The 15989-nt window shown below is 63.0% G+C and carries 11 protein-coding genes; 9 read left to right on the top strand and 2 right to left on the bottom strand.

Annotated features, from left to right (window positions below; genetic code table 11):
• Positions 1–55 precede the first annotated feature (55 nt).
• Positions 56–1546 (bottom strand): leucyl aminopeptidase, encoded by a 1491-nt coding sequence (locus AC1M7R_RS05875; protein ID WP_072431578.1) that lies wholly within the window; start codon positions 1544–1546, stop codon positions 56–58.
• A 358-nt stretch (positions 1547–1904) separates the two neighbouring features.
• Here AC1M7R_RS05875 and lptF point away from each other — a divergent pair, with 358 nt between their 5' ends.
• The 8 genes from lptF (at position 1905) to pdxJ (ending at position 10278) form a co-directional block, all read left to right on the top strand.
• Positions 1905–3026: an LPS export ABC transporter permease LptF gene (gene lptF, locus AC1M7R_RS05870; protein WP_072397166.1), complete on the top strand. Its 1122-nt coding sequence runs from the start codon at positions 1905–1907 to the stop codon at positions 3024–3026.
• Positions 3019–4080: an LPS export ABC transporter permease LptG gene (gene lptG, locus AC1M7R_RS05865; RefSeq protein ID WP_072397168.1), complete on the top strand. Its 1062-nt coding sequence runs from the start codon at positions 3019–3021 to the stop codon at positions 4078–4080. The genes lptF and lptG overlap by 8 nt, the downstream gene beginning before the upstream one ends.
• A 130-nt stretch (positions 4081–4210) precedes the next feature.
• The gene (gene lepA / locus AC1M7R_RS05860) at positions 4211–6010 is read left to right on the top strand and encodes a translation elongation factor 4 (protein WP_072397170.1); all 1800 of its coding nucleotides are present in this window, start codon (positions 4211–4213) and stop codon (positions 6008–6010) included.
• Positions 6011–6015: 5 nt separating this feature from the next.
• Positions 6016–6870, top strand: a complete 855-nt coding sequence (gene lepB / locus AC1M7R_RS05855) for a signal peptidase I (protein WP_072431579.1) — start codon at positions 6016–6018, stop codon at positions 6868–6870.
• A gap of 168 nt (positions 6871–7038) precedes the next feature.
• Positions 7039–7728 (top strand): ribonuclease III, encoded by a 690-nt coding sequence (gene rnc, locus AC1M7R_RS05850; protein WP_072397174.1) that lies wholly within the window; start codon positions 7039–7041, stop codon positions 7726–7728.
• Positions 7721–8623, top strand: a complete 903-nt coding sequence (gene era / locus AC1M7R_RS05845; RefSeq protein WP_030139611.1) for a GTPase Era — start codon at positions 7721–7723, stop codon at positions 8621–8623. The genes rnc and era overlap by 8 nt, the downstream gene beginning before the upstream one ends.
• Positions 8624–8794: 171 nt before the next feature.
• A complete protein-coding gene (gene recO / locus AC1M7R_RS05840) occupies positions 8795–9484 on the top strand; it encodes a DNA repair protein RecO (RefSeq protein ID WP_072397176.1) in 690 nt (229 codons plus the stop codon).
• 50 nt (positions 9485–9534) lie between these two features.
• The gene (gene pdxJ, locus AC1M7R_RS05835; RefSeq protein WP_490610294.1) at positions 9535–10278 is read left to right on the top strand and encodes a pyridoxine 5'-phosphate synthase; all 744 of its coding nucleotides are present in this window, start codon (positions 9535–9537) and stop codon (positions 10276–10278) included.
• 61 nt (positions 10279–10339) lie between these two features.
• Here the strand turns inward: pdxJ and mltF are convergent, their stop codons facing one another.
• Positions 10340–11800, bottom strand: a complete 1461-nt coding sequence (gene mltF, locus AC1M7R_RS05830) for a membrane-bound lytic murein transglycosylase MltF (RefSeq protein ID WP_072397199.1) — start codon at positions 11798–11800, stop codon at positions 10340–10342.
• Positions 11801–12088: 288 nt separating this feature from the next.
• On the opposite strand from mltF, the gene purL reads away from it, so the two are divergent.
• Positions 12089–15985, top strand: coding sequence for a phosphoribosylformylglycinamidine synthase (purL, locus tag AC1M7R_RS05825; RefSeq protein ID WP_072397201.1), 3897 nt, complete (start codon positions 12089–12091; stop codon positions 15983–15985).
• Positions 15986–15989: the final 4 nt, after the last annotated feature.

Here is a 15989-nt window from a genome sequence, read left to right as displayed (position 1 = left end):
TTCCTGAGCCACCGGTGACGCCACCCTGGGGTGACGTCGCCGGCGGTCATCGGTGTCAGGCCTTGGCGCGATCCAGCAGATACTGGGTCAGCAGGGGCACCGGGCGCCCCGTGGCTCCCTTGTCCTTGCCGCCGCTGGTCCAGGCCGTGCCGGCGATGTCCAGGTGCGCCCAGTTCAGGTTCTTGGTGAAGCGCGACAGGAAGCACGCGGCAGTGATGGTCCCGGCTTTCGGCCCGCCGATGTTGGCGATGTCGGCGAACGGGCTGTCCAGTTGCTCCTGGTATTCGTCGAACAGCGGCAGTTGCCAGGCGCGGTCGTCGGCTTGCTGGCCGGCGCTGAGCAGTTGGCCGATCAGCTCGTCGTTGTTTCCCAGCAGGCCCGAGGTATGGGCGCCCAGGGCCACCACGCAGGCACCGGTCAGGGTTGCGATGTCGATCACCGCTTGCGGCTTGAAGCGCTCGGAGTAGGTGAGGGCGTCGCACAGCACCAGGCGGCCTTCGGCGTCGGTGTTGAGGATTTCCACGGTCTGGCCGCTCATGGTGGTGACAATGTCACCCGGACGGGAGGCCGTGCCGCTTGGCATGTTCTCGGCGCAGGCCAGGATGCCCACCACGTTGATCGGCAGTTGCAGCTCGAGCACGGCACGCAGGGTGCCGAATACGCTGGCGGCACCGCCCATGTCGTACTTCATCTCATCCATGCCGGCGCCTGGCTTGAGGCTGATGCCGCCGGTGTCGAAGGTGATGCCCTTGCCGACCAGCACGTACGGCTTCTCGGATTTCTTGCCGCCGTTGTATTGCATGACGATCAGGCGTGGCGGCTGGGCGCTGCCCTGGCCGACGGAGTAGAACGAACCCATGCCCAGGTCCTTGATCTTCTTTTCATCGAAGACTTCGACCTTCAGGCCTTTGAATGCCTTGCCCAGTGCCTTGGCCTGTTCGCCGAGGAAGGTCGGGTGGCAGATGTTCGGTGGCAGGTTGCCCAGGTCGCGGGTCAGCGCCATGCCGTTGGCAATCGCGGTGGCGTGAGTCACGGCGCGCTGGACTTCGGCTTGCGCCGCCTTGATGGTCAGCAGGGTGACTTTTTTCAGGGCGCGGGGTTCGGCTTTCTGGCTCTTGAAGCGGTCGAACTGATATTCGCCGTCCACCAGGGTTTCGACCAGCAGACGGTTCTTGCCGTAGCTGTCGCGACCCTTGAGTACCAGCTCGTCCAGCGCCAGGGCGGCGTCGCCCCCACCGAGGCCCTTGAGGGTCCCCAGCACGCCGGCGATGATCTTGCGGAACGGACGGTCGCCCAGCTCGGCGTCCTTGCCCACGCCCACCAGCAGCACGCGGTCGGCCTTGAGGTTGGGCAGGTTGTGCAGCAACAGGCTCTGGCCGACCTTGCCGGCCAGGTCACCGCGCTTGAGCACGGCACTGATGGCGCCGCCGCACAGGGCATCGAGCTGGGTGGCGACGACGCCGAGCTTGCGCTCTTCACCGACGGCGACCACCAGCGTGGCGGTTTTCAACGTTTCTGGGCTGACGCTTTTTACAACCAGTTCCATGTCCGGATCCCTGAATGAATGGTCAAGATGCCAGGCGCCTGCAATGGCGCGCTGAGCGTGCTTCTTCTATATAGATGAAGCGCCGGTGTCTGCCGGCGACAAAGGCCGCAGTTTGAACCTCGGCGCCCGAGGCTGACAAGCCATCCGTAGCGCTAACTTGTGGCTTTAGTCGCCGGCTTAAAGCGTGCGAAGTGACAGGCGCCCTCAATCACAGGATAATGCGGCTCTTTTTTCGGCGGCTCGTCTTGGCGGGTCGGCTCGATACGTTTGCTTGTTTGGCCGCCTTAGGGTTTGTACGAAAATCGCCACGCAGGCGTTTTCCTGCAAAACCTAGCCTGACAACCCTGGAGTGTCTGGTTTGATCGTCTTTCGTTACCTGTCCCGCGAAGTCCTGCTGACCCTGAGCGCTGTCAGCGCCGTGCTGCTGGTCATCATCATGAGCGGGCGCTTCATCAAATATCTGGCCCAGGCGGCCTCCGGTGCCCTGGATCCGGGCTCGCTGTTTTTGATCATGGGGTTCCGCCTGCCCGGCTTCCTGCAGTTGATCCTGCCGTTGGGGCTTTTCCTCGGCATTCTGCTGGCCTACGGTCGCCTGTACCTGGACAGCGAGATGACCGTGTTGTCGGCCACCGGCATGAGCCAGCAGCGACTGTTTCGTATCACCCTGTTTCCGGCTGCGCTGGTGGCGCTGCTGGTGGCCTGGCTGAGCCTGAGCCTGGCGCCCCAGGGGGCCAATCAGTTCCAGCTGCTGATCAACCAGCAGGATGCCCTGACCGAGTTCGATACCCTGGTGCCGGGACGCTTCCAGGCCTTGCGCGACGGTACCCGTGTCACCTACACCGAGCAGCTTTCGGATGACCGGGTGGACCTGGGCGGGGTGTTCATCACGCAAAAGAACCTGTCCTCGGACAGCAAGAAGGACCGCGGCATCTCCGTGCTGGTGGCCGAGAAGGGGCGCCAGCAGATCAACCCCGACGGCAACCGCTACCTGATCCTGGAGAACGGCTACCGCTACGACGGCAAGCCTGGACAGGCCGATTACCGGGCCATCAAGTACGACACCTATGGCGTGCTGCTACCCAAGCCGGAGGTCAGCGAAGAGGTCACTGACCGTGACGCGATGCCGACCTCCAGCCTGCTGGGCAACAATGACATCCGCGCCCGCACCGAGCTGCAATGGCGCCTGTCGCTGCCGTTGCTGGTGTTTATCGTGACCCTCATGGCGGTCCCGCTGGCTCGGGTCAATCCGCGCCAGGGCCGTTTCCTCAAGCTGCTGCCGGCGATTCTTTTGTATATGGCTTACCTGACCATCCTGATTTCCGCCCGCGGCGCCCTGGAAAAAGGCAAGATCCCGCCGCTGCTGGGGTTGTGGTGGGTGCATGGGATCTTCCTGGCCATCGGCCTGGGGCTGCTCTACTGGGAGCCGCTGCGCCTGAAACTGGCCAGTCGCCGCAGCGCGCGGGAGGTGGCCCATGGTTAAGCTCGACCGCTACATCGGTAGCAGCGTGTTCATGGCGATCCTCGCGGTGCTGGGGATCATCCTCGGCCTGGCGACCCTGTTCGCGTTCGTCGACGAGATGGGCGACGTCAGCGACACCTACACCTTGATGGACGTGGCCAGCTACGTGCTGCTCACCGCGCCACGACGCCTGTACGACATGCTGCCGATGGCCGCGCTGATCGGCTGCCTGATCGGCCTGGGCAGCCTGGCCAGCAACAGCGAGCTGACGATCATGCGTGCCGCTGGCGTGTCCATCGGTCGGATCGTCTGGGCGGTCATGAAACCCATGCTGGTATTGATGCTGGTGGGGGTGCTGATCGGCGAATACATCGCCCCGGCCACCGAGAACACCGCTCAGGCCAATCGCTCCCTGGCCCAGGGCGGCGGTGATGCGCAAAGCGCCAAGCACGGCCTCTGGCATCGCCAGGGCGACGAGTTCATCCACATCAACTCGGTCCAGCCAAACGGCGTCCTGTACGGTGTGACCCGTTATCGCTTCGACGACCAGCGGCACATGCTGTCGTCGAGCTTCGCCAAACGCGCCACCTTCGTCGAGGATCACTGGCAGCTGAGCGACGTCACCACCACCGTGTTCCATGACAAGCGCACCGAAGTGGTCGCGGCTCCTCAGGAACGCTGGGATGTGGCATTGAGCCCGCAATTGCTGAGCACCGTGGTCATGGCCCCGGACTCCCTGTCGATCACCGGCCTGTGGGGGTATATCCACTACCTGGCCGACCAGGGCCTGAACAACGGCCGTTACTGGCTGGCATTTTGGGTCAAGGTGCTGCAACCGCTGGTCACCGCTGCCCTGGTCCTGATGGCGATCTCGTTCATCTTCGGCCCGCTGCGTTCGGTGACCCTCGGCCAGCGGGTGTTTACCGGTGTGCTGGTGGGCTTCACCTTCCGTATCGCCCAGGACCTGCTGGGGCCATCGAGCCTGGTGTTCGGCTTCCCGCCGCTGCTCGCGGTGCTGGTGCCGGCCGGTGTCTGTGCCCTGGCCGGGCTCTGGCTGCTGCGCCGGGCCGGTTGACCCCGATTCCTGTGACGAGCAGGCTTGTGGCGAGGGGATAAATCCCCTCGCCACAATGGCGTCCGTATCAGGTACAATTCCCGGCTATTTTTCGGCGGGCCTTGCCTGCAGCCTTTTTGAGTGTTGATCCGTGAGTGATTTGAGTCATATCCGCAATTTCTCCATCATCGCCCACATTGACCATGGCAAGTCGACGCTGGCTGATCGTTTCATCCAGATGTGCGGCGGCCTGACCGAACGCGAAATGGAAGCCCAGGTCCTGGACTCCATGGACCTGGAGCGTGAGCGCGGGATTACCATCAAGGCCCACAGCGTCACCCTCTATTACAAGGCCAAAGACGGCATTACCTACCAGCTGAACTTCATCGACACCCCGGGCCATGTCGACTTCACCTACGAAGTCAGCCGCTCGCTGGCGGCCTGTGAAGGTGCGTTGCTGGTGGTCGATGCCGGCCAGGGCGTCGAGGCCCAGTCGGTCGCCAACTGCTACACCGCCATCGAGCAGGGCCTGGAGGTCATGCCGGTCCTGAACAAGATCGACCTGCCCCAGGCCGAACCGGAGCGCGTCAAGGAAGAGATCGAGAAGATCATCGGGATCGACGCCACCGACGCGGTCACCTGCAGCGCCAAGACCGGCCTGGGGGTGGACGAGGTGCTCGAGCGCCTGGTGAGCACCATTCCCGCGCCCACCGGCAATATCGAGGATCCGCTGCAAGCGTTGATCATCGACTCCTGGTTCGACAACTACCTGGGCGTGGTCTCCCTGGTTCGCGTGCGCCATGGCCGCGTGAAAAAGGGCGACAAGATCCTGGTCAAGTCCACCGGCAAGGTCCACCTGGTGGACAGCGTCGGCGTCTTCAATCCGAAACACACCGCCACCACCGACCTCAAGGCCGGTGAAGTGGGCTTCATCATCGCCGGCATCAAGGACATCCACGGGGCGCCGGTAGGCGATACCCTGACCTTGAGTTCCACCCCCGACGTCGATGTGCTGCCAGGCTTCAAGCGGATCCAGCCCCAGGTCTATGCGGGCCTGTTCCCGGTCAGTTCCGATGACTTCGAGGACTTCCGCGAAGCCCTGCAGAAGCTGACCCTCAACGATTCGTCGCTACAGTACACCCCGGAAAGCTCCGACGCCCTGGGCTTCGGCTTCCGCTGCGGGTTCCTGGGCATGCTGCACATGGAAATCATCCAGGAGCGCCTGGAGCGCGAATACGACCTGGACCTGATCACCACGGCGCCAACGGTAATCTTCGAGCTGCTGCTCAAGACCGGCGAAACCATCTACGTCGACAACCCTTCCAAGCTGCCGGACCTGTCGTCGATCGAGGACATGCGCGAACCGATCGTGCGCGCCAACATCCTTGTGCCCCAGGAGCACCTGGGCAACGTCATTACCCTGTGCATCGAGAAGCGTGGCGTGCAGCACGACATGCTGTTCCTCGGTACCCAGGTGCAAGTGACCTACGATCTGCCCATGAACGAAGTGGTGCTGGATTTCTTCGATCGCCTGAAATCCACCAGTCGCGGCTATGCTTCTCTGGACTATCATTTCGATCGCTACCAATCGGCTAATCTGGTGAAGCTGGATGTGCTGATCAACGGCGACAAGGTGGATGCCCTGGCATTGATCGTGCACCGTGACAACGCGCACTACAAAGGTCGTGCGTTGACCGAGAAGATGAAGGATCTGATTCCGCGGCAGATGTTCGACGTGGCAATCCAGGCCGCCATTGGCGGGCAGATTGTGGCGCGTACAACCGTCAAGGCGCTCAGAAAGAACGTATTGGCCAAATGCTACGGCGGCGACGTGAGCCGTAAGCGCAAGCTGTTGGAAAAGCAGAAGGCCGGTAAAAAACGCATGAAGCAGGTCGGTAACGTGGAGATTCCACAGGAAGCCTTCCTTGCGGTGCTCAGGTTGGATAGTTAGGTCCTATGTCGCTAAATTTCCCGCTGTTGCTGGTTATCGCCGTATTCGTCTGCGGCCTGTTGGCGTTGCTCGATCTGTTGTTCCTGGCGCCCCGGCGCCGGGCCGCCATCGCCTCCTATCAGGGCAGCGTCAGCCAGCCTGATGGTGTGGTGGTCGAAAAGCTCGGCAAGGAACCTCTGCTGGTGGAATACGGCAAGTCGTTCTTCCCGGTGCTGTTCATCGTGCTGGTGCTGCGCTCGTTCCTGGTGGAGCCTTTCCAGATCCCATCGGGTTCGATGAAGCCGACCCTGGACGTGGGCGACTTCATCCTGGTGAACAAGTTCTCCTACGGAATCCGCCTGCCGGTGATCGACAGGAAGGTCATCGAGGTGGGTGACCCGCAACGCGGCGACGTCATGGTGTTTCGCTTTCCGAGCGACCCGAACGTCAACTACATCAAGCGGGTGGTTGGCCTGCCGGGCGACAGGATCCGCTACACGGCCGACAAGCGACTCTACGTCAATGGCGAACTGGTGGCCGAGCAGTTGATCGGCTCCGAGCCTGGCACGCTGGGCAGCGCCGAGCTGTATCAGGAAAAGCTCGGCGAGGCCGAACACCTGATCCGCAAGGAAATGAGCCGCTACCGTGCCACGCCGGACCATTCGTGGACCGTGCCGGCCGGGCACTATTTCATGATGGGCGACAACCGCGACAACTCCAACGACAGTCGCTACTGGGATGACCCGAACATTCCCCGGGACATGCTGGGCATGGTTCCCGACCGGAATATCGTCGGCAAGGCCTTCGCGGTCTGGATGAGCTGGCCGGAACCCAAACTCAGTCACCTGCCGAATTTCTCGCGGGTCGGGCTGATCAAGTAAACACACACGGCGCTGTTGAACACAGCGCCGAATGCATTTCTGGAGCCTGCACAAGGCGCCAACGATAGTCAGGACGTCATTTTTGAACACAGCGTTATTTGTCCCAAGCCCGCGGTGCCTTGCCGTCGTGGCGGTGGAATCCAGCCACGAACTCAGCGTGGGTAAACCGTGAGCGTTTCTCTAAGCCGCCTCGAGCGCCAGCTCGGCTACACCTTCAAGGACCAGGAGCTGATGCTCCTGGCGCTCACTCACCGCAGTTTTGCCGGGCGCAATAACGAACGCCTGGAATTCCTCGGCGATGCCATTCTCAACTTCGTGGCCGGCGAGGCGCTGTTCGAGCGTTTTCCCCTGGCCCGCGAAGGCCAGTTGTCGCGTTTGCGCGCACGGTTGGTAAAAGGTGAGACCCTGGCCGTACTGGCCCGCGGTTTCGACCTGGGCGAATACCTGCGTCTGGGTTCCGGTGAACTGAAAAGCGGTGGTTTCCGGCGCGAGTCGATCCTGGCCGACGCCCTGGAAGCCCTGATCGGTGCGATCTACCTGGATTCGGGCATGGAAAAGGCCCGGGAGCGTGTGCTGGCCTGGCTGACCTCGGAAATCGACAGCCTGACGCTGGTGGACACCAACAAGGATCCCAAGACCCGCTTGCAGGAGTTCCTGCAATCGCGCAGTTGCGAACTGCCACGCTACGAAGTCGTGGATATCCAGGGCGAGCCGCATTGCCGGACCTTCTTCGTCGAGTGCGAAGTCGTCCTACTGAATGAAAAAAGCCGGGGCCAGGGCGTGAGCCGCCGTATTGCCGAGCAGGTAGCGGCCGCCGCAGCACTGATCGCCCTGGGCGTGGAGAATGGCAATGACTGATACAACCGTTACCCGTTGCGGCTATGTCGCCATCGTCGGCCGGCCGAACGTGGGCAAGTCCACATTGCTGAACCACATCCTGGGCCAGAAGCTGGCGATCACCTCGCGCAAGCCCCAGACCACCCGTCACAACATGCTGGGCATCAAGACCGAAGGCGACGTGCAGGCGATCTACGTCGACACCCCCGGCATGCACAAGGGCGGCGAAAAGGCCCTGAACCGCTACATGAACAAGACCGCCTCGGCGGCGCTGAAAGATGTCGACGTGGTGATCTTCGTGGTCGACCGCACCAAGTGGACCGAAGAAGACCAGATGGTGCTCGAGCGTGTCCAGTACGTGACCGGCCCCCTGATCGTGGCGCTGAACAAGACCGACCGCATCGAAGACAAGGCCGAGCTGATGCCGCACCTGTCCTGGTTGCAGGAACAGCTGCCCAACGCACAGATCATTCCGATCTCCGCCCAGCACGGGCACAACCTCGATGCGCTGGAGCGGGTGATTGCCGAGCACCTGCCGGAAAACGATCATTTCTTTCCTGAAGACCAGATCACCGACCGCAGCAGCCGTTTCCTCGCCGCGGAGCTGGTGCGCGAGAAGATCATGCGCCAGATGGGCGCTGAGCTGCCCTACCAGATCACCGTGGAAATCGAAGAGTTCAAGCAACAGGGCAAGACCCTGCACATCCATGCGCTGATCCTCGTCGAACGTGACGGCCAGAAGAAAATCATCATTGGCGACAAGGGTGAGCGCATCAAGCGCATCGGCACCGAGGCGCGCAAGGACATGGAACTGCTGTTCGACTCCAAGATCATGCTCAACCTGTGGGTCAAGGTGAAAGGCGGCTGGTCCGACGATGAGCGGGCGCTGCGTTCTTTGGGTTACGGCGACCTCTGATCAGCTGACTGGATGTACCAAGAGCCATTGTGGGAGCGAGCTTGCTCGCGATGAGGGCCTGATCTTCAACATGGATGTTGACTGACAGAGCGCTATCGCGAGCAAGCCCGCTCCCACATTGGTTTGGGGTTGTAGAAAAACGCTGTTTGTCTATCGAGAACTCTGATTTCCATGTCCCCAACCCAACCCATCGCTCAATCCGCCTACGTCCTCCACAGCCGCGCCTATCGCGAAAGCAGTGCCCTGGTGGACTTCCTCACGCCGCAAGGGCGGCTGCGGGCGGTGTTGCGTGGGGCGCGGGGCAAGGCCGGGACGCTGGCGCGGCCTTTCGTGCCGCTGGAAGTCGAATTTCGCGGTCGGGGCGAGCTGAAGAATGTCGGCCGCATGGAAAGCAACGGGGTCGCGGCCTGGCTCAATGGCGAAGCGCTGTTCAGCGGCCTGTACCTCAATGAGCTGCTGATTCGCCTGCTGCCTCCCGAAGACCCCCATCCGGCGGTGTTCGATCACTACACCGCAACCCTGCTGGCCCTGGCCGAAGGTCGTCCACTGGAGCCTTTGCTGCGTTCGTTCGAGTGGCGCCTGCTGGATGACCTGGGCTACGGTTTCGCCCTGGATACCGATCTGCATGGTGCGCCCATCATTGCCGACGGCCTGTATCGCCTGCAGGTGGACGCAGGCCTGGAGCAGGTCCATCTGTTGCAGCCCGGGTTGTTCAACGGGGCCGAGCTCCTGGCCATGGCGGAGGCTGACTGGAGCGCGCCGGGTGCCTTGGCTGCAGCCAAGCGCCTGATGCGCCAGGCCCTGGCTGTTCATCTGGGCGGTCGGCCCCTGGTCAGTCGCGAGCTGTTTCGCAAGCCCTGATCAACCCGTATGCTGTGGGCCGAATATCTGTCCATTCAGGAGCGCTTTTCGTGAGCACCAGCAATCGCATTCTTCTCGGCGTGAACATCGACCATGTTGCTACCCTGCGCCAGGCCCGCGGTACCCGTTACCCGGATCCGGTCAAGGCCGCGCTGGACGCCGAGGAGGCGGGGGCTGACGGCATCACCGTGCATTTGCGCGAGGACCGGCGCCATATCCAGGAACGTGATGTGCTGCTGCTCAAGGATGTGCTGCAGACCCGCATGAACTTCGAAATGGGCGTGACCGAGGAAATGATGGCGTTCGCCGAGCGCATCCGTCCGGCGCACATCTGCCTGGTTCCGGAGACGCGCCAGGAGTTGACCACCGAGGGTGGCCTGGATGTGGCGGGACAGCAAGCGCGGATCAAGGCCGCCGTGGAGCGGCTGTCGAAGACCGGGGCCGAGGTGTCGCTGTTCATCGACGCCGACGAGCGCCAGATCGAAGCGTCCAGGCGGGTCGGCGCGCCTGCTATCGAATTGCATACCGGTCGTTATGCCGATGCCGAAACCCCCGGCGATGTGGTCGATGAACTGCAGCGGGTGGCCGATGGCGTCACCTTCGGCCTGGCCCAGGGCCTGATCGTCAACGCCGGTCATGGCCTGCACTACCATAACGTCGAGGCCGTGGCGGCCATCAAGGGCATCAACGAACTGAACATCGGCCATGCGCTGGTGGCCCATGCGTTGTTTGTCGGGTTCAAATCGGCTGTATCGGAAATGAAAGCGCTGATCCTGGCTGCCGCCAAGTCCTGAGCCAGCCACAATCTCTGTGGGAGCGAGCAAGCTCGCTCCCACAGAGATTGTGGCGACTTCACTAAAGCTGCGGGCTTTCCTGGTTCGGCTTGCTCTTGTCGACGCCCGGTACGTGCAGGTTGCCCTCGGCCACCTGGTTGCCTTCCAGCTGCGGCTGCGTGACCCAGGTCAGGATGTCGTAGTAGCGACGGATGTTCGCTACGAAATGCACTGGCTCGCCGCCCCGGGCGTAGCCGTAGCGGGTCTTGCTGTACCACTGTTTCTGGGACAGGCGTGGGAGGATCTTCTTCACGTCCAGCCATTTGTTCGGGTTCAAACCTTCCTTGGCCGCCAGCTTGCGGGCATCGTCCAGGTGACCGCTGCCCACGTTATAGGCGGCGAGGGCGAACCAGGTGCGGTCCGGTTCCTGGATGCTCTCGTCCAGCTGTTCCTTCATGTAGGCCAGGTACTTGGCGCCCCCCATGATGCTCTGCTTCGGATCCAGGCGGTTGGACACGCCCATGGCCTGGGCGGTGTTCTGGGTCAGCATCATCAGGCCGCGCACGCCGGTCTTGGAGGTGACCGCCGGTTGCCAGAGCGATTCCTGGTAGCCGATCGCGGCCAGCAGGCGCCAGTCGATCTTTTCCTTCTTGGCGTAGGTCTTGAAGTGCTGTTCGTATTTGGGCAGCCGCTGCTGCAGGTGCTGGGCGAACGTGGTGGCGCCCATGTAGCCCAGGACATCGACGTGGCCGTAATAGCGATCCTTCAGGCGCTGCAGGGTGCCGTTCTTCTGCACCTTGTCGAGGTAGCCGTTGATCTCGTTGAGCAGGCTGTTGTCTTCGCCGGGGGCCACCGCCCAGCTCTGGCTGCGGGCGTCGCCCAGGTCGAAGGCCACGCGGACGTTGGGGAAGTACACCTGGTTCATGGCCACTTCGTTGGAGTCCACCAGGGTCAGGTCGATCTGGCCTTCGTCGACCATGCGCAGCAGGTCGACCACCTCGACCGCGTCGGACTCTTCGTATTCGATGCCCGGGTACTGCTGTTTCAGCTGTGCCAGCTGTTCGGCGTGGGTGCTGCCCTTGAGCACCATGATCTTCTTGCCCGCCAGGGCCGCCGCGTCGGTGGGGCGTGACTGGCCGTTGCGATAGATGACCTGGGGGGTGACTTCCAGGTAGGAATGGGAAAACCGCACCTGTTTCTTGCGCTGGTCGCTGCTGACCAGACCGGCGGCGGCCAGGACCGGGCCATTGGGCTTGCCGATCTGGCTGAACAGGTCATCGAGGTTGTCGGCGGTCTCGATCTTCAGCTCCACCCCCAAATCGTCGGCGAAGCGCTTCACCAGCTCGTATTCGAAGCCGGTTTCACCGTTGCGATCCTGGAAGTAGGTGGCAGGGCTGTTTCGGGTAACCACCCGCAGCACGCCATCCTCCTTTACGCGCTCCAGTGTGTTGGGTTTCTCAACACAGCCACTGAGCACCAGGAAGAGTCCGGTTGCGATCAGCCATCTGGCATATCGCGGACGCAAAGCCGTTGGGGAAAACATCTGCGCAGTATACGCAAACGGCCCTTACCGCCATATCTCGACAGTGACAGGCCAGTCTGCTAGCGATTGCAAAACATGTCCGCAACACCGGCCGGCCGGCGTGCGCCGGGGATCGGAACGCTGAAAAATATATCCCGTGGGACCCCGGGAACCCGTGGCTGATGGCACCGTAAAGGCAAAGACCGATATTCGGGCTGTATCGGACATGCCGTTTCGGGTGCCGTCAGCGGCGGTTTAGGCTAGAATGCACGGCCTCAAAGCACACCCCTTCCCGAGGCTGTCCCGAAGATGTTGATCCTGCGCGGCGCTCCTGCCCTTTCTGCCTTTCGCCACAGCAAACTCCTTGAGCAACTGAGCCAGAAGGTTCCGGCTGTCAGTGGCTTGTATGCTGAATTCGCTCACTTCGCCGAAGTCACCGGCGGTTTGACCGGCGACGAACAGCAGGTGCTCGCGCGCCTTCTGAAGTACGGTCCCAGCGTTCCCGTCCAGGAGCCGACCGGTCGTCTGTTCCTGGTCCTGCCGCGTTTCGGCACCATTTCGCCCTGGTCGAGCAAGGCCAGCGACATCGCCCGCAACTGCGGCCTGTCGAAAATCCAGCGCCTGGAACGTGGCATTGCCTTCTATGTCGCCGGTGAGTTCAGCGAGGCCGAGGCCCAACTGATCGCCGACGGCCTGCACGATCGCATGACCCAGGTGGTGCTGGGCGACCTGGAGCAGGCTGCCGGCCTGTTCAGCCACGCCGAACCCAAGCCCCTGACCGCCATCGACGTGCTGGGCGGGGGGCGTGCCGCACTGGAAAAAGCCAACGCCGAACTGGGCCTGGCCCTGGCCGAGGACGAGATCGACTACCTGGTCAACGCTTTCCAGGGCTTGAAGCGCAATCCCCACGACATCGAACTGATGATGTTCGCCCAGGCCAACTCCGAGCACTGCCGCCACAAGATCTTCAACGCCAGTTGGGACATCGACGGCCAGAGCCAGGAAAAAAGCCTGTTCGGCATGATCAAGAACACCTATCAGATGCACAACGAAGGCGTACTGTCGGCCTATAAGGACAACGCCGCCGTGATCGTCGGCAATGTCGCCGGCCGGTTCTTCCCGAATCCCGAGACCCGCCAGTACGGTGCGGTCCAGGAGCCGGTGCACATCCTGATGAAGGTCGAGACTCACAACCACCCGACCGCGATTGCCCCGTTCCCGGGCGCGTCCACCGGTTCCGGCGGCGAGATCCGCGACGAAGGCGCCACCGGCCGTGGCGCCAAGCCCAAGGCCGGCCTGACCGGCTTCACCGTGTCGAACCTGCAGATCCCCGGCTTCGAACAGCCTTGGGAAAAGCCGTACGGCAAGCCTGAACGCATCGTCAACGCCCTGGACATCATGATCGAAGGCCCGCTGGGCGGCGCCGCGTTCAACAACGAATTCGGCCGTCCGGCCCTGACCGGCTACTTCCGCACGTTCGAGCAGTCCATCACCACCCCGCGTGGCGAAGAAGTGCGCGGCTACCACAAGCCGATCATGCTCGCCGGCGGCATGGGCAACATCCGCGCCGAACACGTGCAGAAAGGCGAGATCGTGGTCGGCTCCAAGCTGATCGTCCTCGGCGGCCCGGCCATGCTGATCGGCCTGGGCGGCGGCGCTGCGTCCTCCATGGCCACCGGCACCAGCTCGGCCGACCTGGACTTCGCTTCGGTCCAGCGGGAAAACCCGGAAATGGAACGCCGTTGCCAGGAGGTCATCGACCGTTGCTGGCAGTTGGGCGAGCACAACCCCATCAGCTTCATCCACGACGTCGGCGCCGGTGGCCTGTCCAACGCCTTCCCGGAGCTGGTCAACGACGGCGGCCGCGGCGGTCGCTTCGAACTGCGCAATATCCCGAATGACGAGCCGGGCATGGCCCCGCACGAAATCTGGAGCAACGAATCCCAGGAACGCTACGTCCTGGCGGTGGGCCCGGCCGACTTCGAGCGCTTCAAGGCCATCTGCGAACGCGAGCGTTGCCCGTTCGCCGTGGTCGGCGAAGCCACCGCCGAGCCGCAGCTGACCGTCACCGACAGCCACTTCGGCAACAGCCCGGTGGACATGCCACTGGAAGTCCTGCTGGGCAAGGCGCCGCGCATGCACCGTTCGGCCGTGCGCGAAAACGAGCTGGGCGACGATTTCGACCCTTCGACCCTGGACATCGCCGATTCCATCGAGCGTGTCCTGCACCACCCGGCCGTGGCGAGCAAGAGCTTCCTGATCACCATCGGCGACCGCACCATCACCGGCCTCGTGGCCCGTGACCAGATGGTCGGTCCATGGCAGGTGCCGGTGGCCGACGTTGCCGTGACCGCCACCAGCTTCGACGTCTACACCGGTGAAGCGATGGCCATGGGCGAGCGTACGCCGCTGGCGCTGCTGGATGCCCCGGCGTCGGGCCGCATGGCGATCGGCGAGACCCTGACCAACCTGGCGGCGTCGCGCATCGGCAAGATCTCCGACATCAAGCTGTCGGCCAACTGGATGTCCGCCGCCGGCCATCCGGGTGAAGATGCCCGCTTGTACGACACCGTCAAGGCCGTCGGCATGGAGCTGTGCCCCGAACTGGGTATCACCATCCCGGTGGGCAAGGACTCCATGTCCATGGCCACGCGCTGGAACGAAGACGGCGTGGACAAGAGCGTGACGTCGCCGCTGTCGCTGATCGTGACCGGCTTCGCCCCGGTGACCGACATCCGCAAGACCCTGACCCCTCAGCTGCGCATGGACAAGGGCACCACCGACCTGATCCTCATCGACCTGGGCCGTGGCCAGAACCGCATGGGCGCCTCGATTCTCGCCCAGGTGCATGGCAAGCTCGGCAAGCAGGCACCGGACGTCGATGACGCCGAAGACCTGAAGGCGTTCTTCGCCGTGATCCAGGGCCTCAATGCCGACGGCCACCTGCTGGCCTATCACGACCGTTCCGACGGCGGTCTGCTGACCACCGTGGTGGAAATGGCCTTCGCCGGCCATTGCGGCCTGAGCCTGACCCTCGACAGCGTCGCCGAAACCGCCGCCGAGATCCCGGCCATCCTCTTCAACGAAGAACTGGGCGCGGTGATCCAGGTGCGCCAGGACGCCACTCCGGACATCCTCGCCCAGTTCAGCGCAGCGGGCCTGGCCGAGTGTGTCTCGGTGATCGGCCAGCCGATCAACAACGCCCACATCAACATCACCTTCAACGGCGATACGGTCTTCGAAGGCCAGCGCCGCCTGTTGCAGCGTCAGTGGGCAGAGACCAGCTACCAGATCCAGCGTCTGCGGGACAACGCCGAGTGCGCCGACCAGGAATTCGACGTGCTGCTGGAAGAAGACAACCCTGGCCTTAGCGCCAAGCTCAGCTACGACGTCAACGAAGACGTGGCCGCGCCTTACATCAAGAAAGGCATTCGCCCGCAAGTGGCGGTGCTGCGCGAGCAGGGCGTCAACGGCCAGGTGGAAATGGCGGCGGCATTCGATCGCGCCGGCTTCAACGCGATCGACGTGCACATGAGCGACATCCTGGCCGGTCGTGTCGACCTGAACGACTTCAAGGGCCTGGTCGCCTGTGGCGGTTTCTCCTACGGCGACGTGCTGGGTGCCGGTGAAGGCTGGGCCAAGTCGGCGCTGTTCAACAGCCGCGCCCGCGATGCCTTCCAGGGCTTCTTCGAGCGTAACGACAGCTTCACCCTCGGTGTGTGCAACGGTTGCCAGATGATTTCCAACCTGCACGAGCTGATCCCGGGCAGTGAATTCTGGCCGCACTTCGTGCGCAACCGTTCCGAGCAGTTCGAAGCCCGCGTGGCCATGGTCCAGGTGCAGGAGTCGAACTCGATCTTCCTGCAGGGCATGGCCGGTTCGCGCATGCCGATCGCCATCGCCCACGGCGAAGGCCATGCGGAATTCGAAAGCGAGGAAGCGCTGCTCGAAGCCGACCTGTCCGGTTGCGTGTCGCTGCGGTTCGTCGACAACCATGGCAAGGTCACCGAGACCTACCCGGCCAACCCGAACGGTTCGCCACGCGGGATCACTGGCCTGACCAGCCGCGACGGCCGCGTCACGATCATGATGCCGCACCCGGAGCGTATGTTCCGCGCCGTGCAGAACTCGTGGCGTTCGGACGACTGGAGCGAAGACGCACCGTGGATGCGCATGTTCCGCAACGCCCGCGTTTGGGTGAACTGAGGCC

The sequence above is a fragment of the Pseudomonas sp. MS01C9 genome (assembly GCF_058202755.1).
Note: the sequence above shows the minus strand (reverse complement) of the source record. Positions and strands in the feature narration are given on the sequence as shown.

What these genes read in the sequence shown, in the direction of transcription:
- AC1M7R_RS05875 (WP_072431578.1), bottom strand. Translation starts at nt 1,546, where the DNA reads ATGGAACTGGTTGTAAAAAGCGTCAGCCCAGAAACGTTGAAAACCGCC.
- mltF (WP_072397199.1), bottom strand. Translation starts at nt 11,800, where the DNA reads ATGTTTTCCCCAACGGCTTTGCGTCCGCGATATGCCAGATGGCTGATC.
- purL (WP_072397201.1), top strand. Translation starts at nt 12,089, where the DNA reads ATGTTGATCCTGCGCGGCGCTCCTGCCCTTTCTGCCTTTCGCCACAGC.
- lepB (WP_072431579.1), top strand. Translation starts at nt 6,016, where the DNA reads ATGTCGCTAAATTTCCCGCTGTTGCTGGTTATCGCCGTATTCGTCTGC.
- recO (WP_072397176.1), top strand. Translation starts at nt 8,795, where the DNA reads ATGTCCCCAACCCAACCCATCGCTCAATCCGCCTACGTCCTCCACAGC.
- era (WP_030139611.1), top strand. Translation starts at nt 7,721, where the DNA reads ATGACTGATACAACCGTTACCCGTTGCGGCTATGTCGCCATCGTCGGC.
- lptG (WP_072397168.1), top strand. Translation starts at nt 3,019, where the DNA reads ATGGTTAAGCTCGACCGCTACATCGGTAGCAGCGTGTTCATGGCGATC.